4 protein-coding genes and 1 pseudogene are annotated in these 4,038 nt (G+C 76.2%); 4 read left to right on the top strand and 1 reads right to left on the bottom strand.

The genetic code is table 11. The features are described from left to right. Together ABD352_RS07170 and ABD352_RS07165 are read left to right on the top strand one after the other, a co-directional pair. Positions 1-345: helix-turn-helix domain-containing protein (locus tag ABD352_RS07170; RefSeq protein WP_344611422.1), on the top strand; the 345-nt coding region annotated here is incomplete at its 5' end. Positions 346-355: 10 nt separating this feature from the next. Beyond that, positions 356-694: an STAS domain-containing protein gene (locus ABD352_RS07165; RefSeq protein ID WP_344611421.1), complete on the top strand. Its 339-nt coding sequence runs from the start codon at positions 356-358 to the stop codon at positions 692-694. A gap of 5 nt (positions 695-699) precedes the next feature. On the opposite strand, the gene ABD352_RS07160 is transcribed toward ABD352_RS07165, so the two are convergent. Further along, positions 700-1,668 (bottom strand): ArsR/SmtB family transcription factor, encoded by a 969-nt coding sequence (locus ABD352_RS07160; RefSeq protein WP_344611420.1) that lies wholly within the window; start codon positions 1,666-1,668, stop codon positions 700-702. Positions 1,669-1,728: 60 nt separating this feature from the next. Between ABD352_RS07160 and ABD352_RS07155 the strand changes: the two genes are divergently transcribed. Both ABD352_RS07155 and ABD352_RS07150 read left to right on the top strand, forming a co-directional pair. Next, positions 1,729-2,937, top strand: a complete 1,209-nt coding sequence (locus tag ABD352_RS07155) for an MDR family MFS transporter (protein ID WP_344611419.1) — start codon at positions 1,729-1,731, stop codon at positions 2,935-2,937. 111 nt (positions 2,938-3,048) lie between these two features. Further along, a pseudogene (locus ABD352_RS07150) lies at positions 3,049-4,038 on the top strand (FtsX-like permease family protein); the annotation flags it as partial.

Here is a 4,038-nt window from a genome sequence, read left to right as displayed (position 1 = left end):
CTCGCCGGGGACCCGGCCGCCCAGGCGCTGCTGCCGCTCGCCGCGCGGCTCGGCACGTCGCCGTTCCGGCTGAGCCGGGCGTTCAGCCGGGGGATGGGGGTGCCCATCACGCGGTACCGCAACCGCGTCCGCCTCGGCTGGGCGCTGGACCGCATTGAGGACGGGGCCACCGACCTGGCCGCGATCGCCGCCGACCTCGGCTTCAGCGACCAGGCCCACCTGTGCCGCACCGCCCGCCAGCACCTCGGGCACAGCCCGGCGGCGCTGCGGCGGCTGCTGCGCGGCGCGGAATCGTTCGCGCGAAAGGGCGAGCGGGCTATCCCCCCGAACGACCCGGCTCGGTAGCATCAGCCCCGTGGGTGCGCCCGACGACGAACCGTTGCTCGCCATGACGACCGCCCGCGGGCCGGGTGAGGTGGTCACGCTGGTGCTGGCCGGCGAGATCGACCGGAGCACCGCCGAGCAGGTCGTCGCCGCCGGCACCACGGTGGTGGCCGGCAACCGGAACCCCCGGCTCGTCATCGACATGGCCCAGGTGCGGTTCATGGACTCCACCGGCGTGCACGCGCTCGTGCGGCTGCAGCGGCTCGGGCGGGAGGCCGGGGTCGGCGTCGAGGTGGTCAACCCCAGCGCCGTCGTGGCCCGGGTGCTCACCGTCACCGGCGTGTTCCACGTCCTGGTCGGGGCCGGCTGACCGGTTCAGGACGCGCTGCGGGTCAGCGCGTCTCCGGTCGGGGTGCGGCTGTAGTAGACCTCCTTGCCGACCCGCCGGCCCACGGCCAGGCCGCCGCCGCGCAGGATCGCCAGGTGCTGGCTCACCGCGCCGGTGGTCAGCGACAGCCGGCGCGCCAGGGCGGTCGTGGTCGCCGGCTCGGCCAGCGCGACCAGCATCCGGGCCCGGTTGCGGCCGATCAGCGCGGCCAGGCCGTCCGGGGCCGGGGGCGGCTCCTCCTCCCACAGCGTGCCGACGCCGGCCACCGGGTAGGCGAGCATGAGCCGGTACGGCGCCGACAGCACCGCCACCGCCGGCCAGTGGAACGCGCTGGGCACCAGGACCAGGCCCTCGCCGCGCGGCTCCAGGACCTCGCGGTGCTTGCGGTCGATGGTCAGCCGGTCGCCGGTCCACGTCACCGCCGGGTGCAGCGAGCCGAACAGGGCCCGGGCCCCGCCGGCGGCCAGGGTGCGGGTCCGGCGGATCACGTCGGCCTCCAGCAGCGCCCGCACCCGCGGCCAGTCCTCGCGCAGGCAGGCGTCCCAGTAGCGGGCCAGCGTGCCGGCGACCCGGGCGACCCCGGCCTCCGGGTCGTCCAGGAACGGTCGCAGCGCCGGCGCGTCGCGCGGCCGGACGATGCCCACCTCGGCCCGGGCCGTCGCCGGTAGCGTGGCCCGGATGCGCTCCAGCTCGGCCGCGAATGCCGGGGCCTGCGCCTCCGGCGGCGGGGTGAGGAAGTCGGGGATGTACCCGTCCGGCGGCACCAGCGCCAGCAGCTCCTCCATCCCGCCGACGCCGGCCAGCCGCGGCCGCACCGCGTCCACCCACGGCCGGTGAATGGCCTGCCGAGCGGGGTCGCCCAGCGTGCGCAGGCTCGCGACGAGCTCCCACATCGGTGAGTACGCGAACCGGATCCTGGCCACGTCGTCGGGCCCGAACAGCCACGTGACCGTCATACGATTTAGCCTACGCTAAGACGTTGGCCACGGGCCGGACCGATCTTCGACGCTGTGCGCGTGACGACAACGGGGATTGCCGAGGCCGCAGCGGTACGCCAGGAAACCAGACTGCCCGCACCGTTCTGGGCGCTGTGGTCCGGCACGCTGGTCAACCGGCTCGGGACGATGGTCATGCCGTTCACCGGGGTGTACCTCACCCAGGCCCGCGGCTTCTCGGTCGCGGTCGCCGGGCTGGCGATGACGCTCTTCGGCATCGGCTCGCTGGTCTCGCAGCTGGCCGGCGGCTGGCTTGCCGACCGCATCGGGCGCCGGGCCACGCTCTGCGCCAGCATGGTCTCCACCGCCGCCGTGATGCTCGCCCTGGGCTACAGCACCGGGCTCGTCCCGATCCTGGCCGGCATGCTGGTGCTCGGCCTGCTCATCGACGCCTACCGGCCGGCGTCCAGCGCGCTGGTGGCGGACCTGGTCCCCGCCCGGCTGCGGCCCAAGGCCTACGGGCTGCTGTTCTGGGCCGTCAACCTCGGCTACGCGGTGGCCATGGTGGCCGGCGGCTGGCTGGCCCGGCTCGGGTTCTCCTGGCTGTTCTGGGCCGACGCGGTGACCTGCGCGGCGTTCGCGGTCCTGGTCTGGCGGGCCGTGCCGGAGACCAGGCCGCAGGGCGGGGCGGGGGAGACGGGCGGGTTCCTCGCGGTACTGCGCGACCGCACCATGGTGGCGTTCACCGCGATCACGCTGGGGCAGGCGCTGGTGTACCTGCAGACCGTGACCATGCTGCCGGTGGCCATGACGAACGTCGTCGGGCTGGAACCGAGCGAGTTCGGCATGGCGATGGCCCTCAACGGCGTGCTCATCGTGGCGTTGCAGCCCCTCGTGTCCGCGTGGCTCGGCCGCTTCGACCCGCCGCGGGTGATGGCGCTCGGCCTGGCGGTCATGGGCGTCGGCTTCGCGGCGACCGCGTTCGTGACGACGGCGTGGGGGCTCGCGCTCACCATCGTCCTGTGGACCGCCGGCGAGATCATCACCGCCGGGATCAGCGGGGCGATCGTGGCCGCCCTGGCCCCGGCCCACCTGCGCGGGCGCTACAACGGGCTGAACGGCTTCGCGTGGGCGGCCGCCGCGGTCATCGCCCCGCTGGCCGGCAGCCGGCTGCTCACGGCCGGGGTCGAGGCGCTGTGGTTCACCGTCGGCGCGGTCGGCCTGCTCGCCGCCGCCGGGCTGCTCGCGACCGGCCCGGCCATCCGCCGCCGGACCGCCGCCCAGGACTGAAACCGCGACGGCCGGCGCCGGCCCCGCGGAAAAGGTCTGACCAAATGGGGAGAGCGCTCTCTCCGCTCGCGCGGTAGTCTCCCCGCACGCGACCGTGACGGGGAGGCGCGGATGATTCGGCTGGTGCTCGGCGCGCTGCGCCGGCGAGGGGCCCAGGGGCTGGCGGTGTTCGCGCTGGCCACGCTGCTCGTGGCGGTCGCCGCCGCCGGGCCGCTGTTCGACGCCGGGGCCGCCGAGCGCACCAGCTCAGCCGACCTCGCCGACGCGCCCGCCGGGGAGCGGCTGCTCTCCGTGCACCGGCCGGTGACCAGCGGAGGCGACCCCGCCGCGGCGCTGGAGGAGTTCCGGGGCGCCGTCGAGCGGGTGCTCGGCCCGGCCGGGTCCCCGGTCACCCTCGGGCTCACGCAGACCCTCGGCACCGCGCGCGGGATCGGGCGGTCGGTGCCGGTGGCCTTCCGCGACAACGCCTGCGCCAACATGCGCATCGACGGCGCCTGCCCGGCCGCGCCCGGGGAGGCGGTGGTGAGCGCGGCCGCGGCCAAGGCGCTCGGCGTCCGGGCCGGCAACACGTTCGACCTCAAGGCCCAGCGCACGGAGGGCGCGCCCGCCCTGACGCTGAAGGTCACCGGCGTGTACGACCGGCTCGACCCGGCCGGCCTCTGGTGGGGCGACCCGCTGTTCGGGCCCGGCCGGATCCGCGCCGGCGACGAGACCCTCGACCCCGTCTTCGTCCCCATCGGCACCTTCACCGGCCTGCTCGACGCCCCGGCCGCGGGCTACGCCGTCGAGGCGCCGCGCAGGCTCGTCGACGGCGGGTTCGACGCCGCCGGGTACGCGCTGCGCGAGGCCGGCCTGGAGTTCACCGGGCCGCCGGCCGACCTGCTGGCCCGGGTCGCCGCCGACCGGGCCGCCACCCGCCGCGGGGTGCTCGCCGGCTGGGTCCAGGCGCTGGTGCTGTGCGGGCTCGCGCTGGGCATCGTCGGCCGCTACACCGCCCAGGACCGCCGCCCCGACTACGCCCTGCTGAAGCTGCGCGGCGCGACCCGCCGCCGGACGCTGCGGCTCACCGTCTGGCAGCACCTGCTGGCGATGCTGGCCGCC

Origin of the sequence: Dactylosporangium salmoneum (assembly GCF_039532525.1) — a bacterium.
Taxonomy (GTDB): Bacteria; Actinomycetota; Actinomycetes; order Mycobacteriales; family Micromonosporaceae; genus Dactylosporangium; species Dactylosporangium salmoneum.
The sequence above is the reverse complement of the archived record's forward strand: the minus strand, read 5'-3'. Positions and strand labels throughout refer to the sequence as shown.

Coding starts and splice junctions, on each gene's coding strand:
- ABD352_RS07160 (WP_344611420.1), bottom strand. CDS start 1,668: ATGACGGTCACGTGGCTGTTCGGGCCCGACGACGTGGCCAGGATCCGG.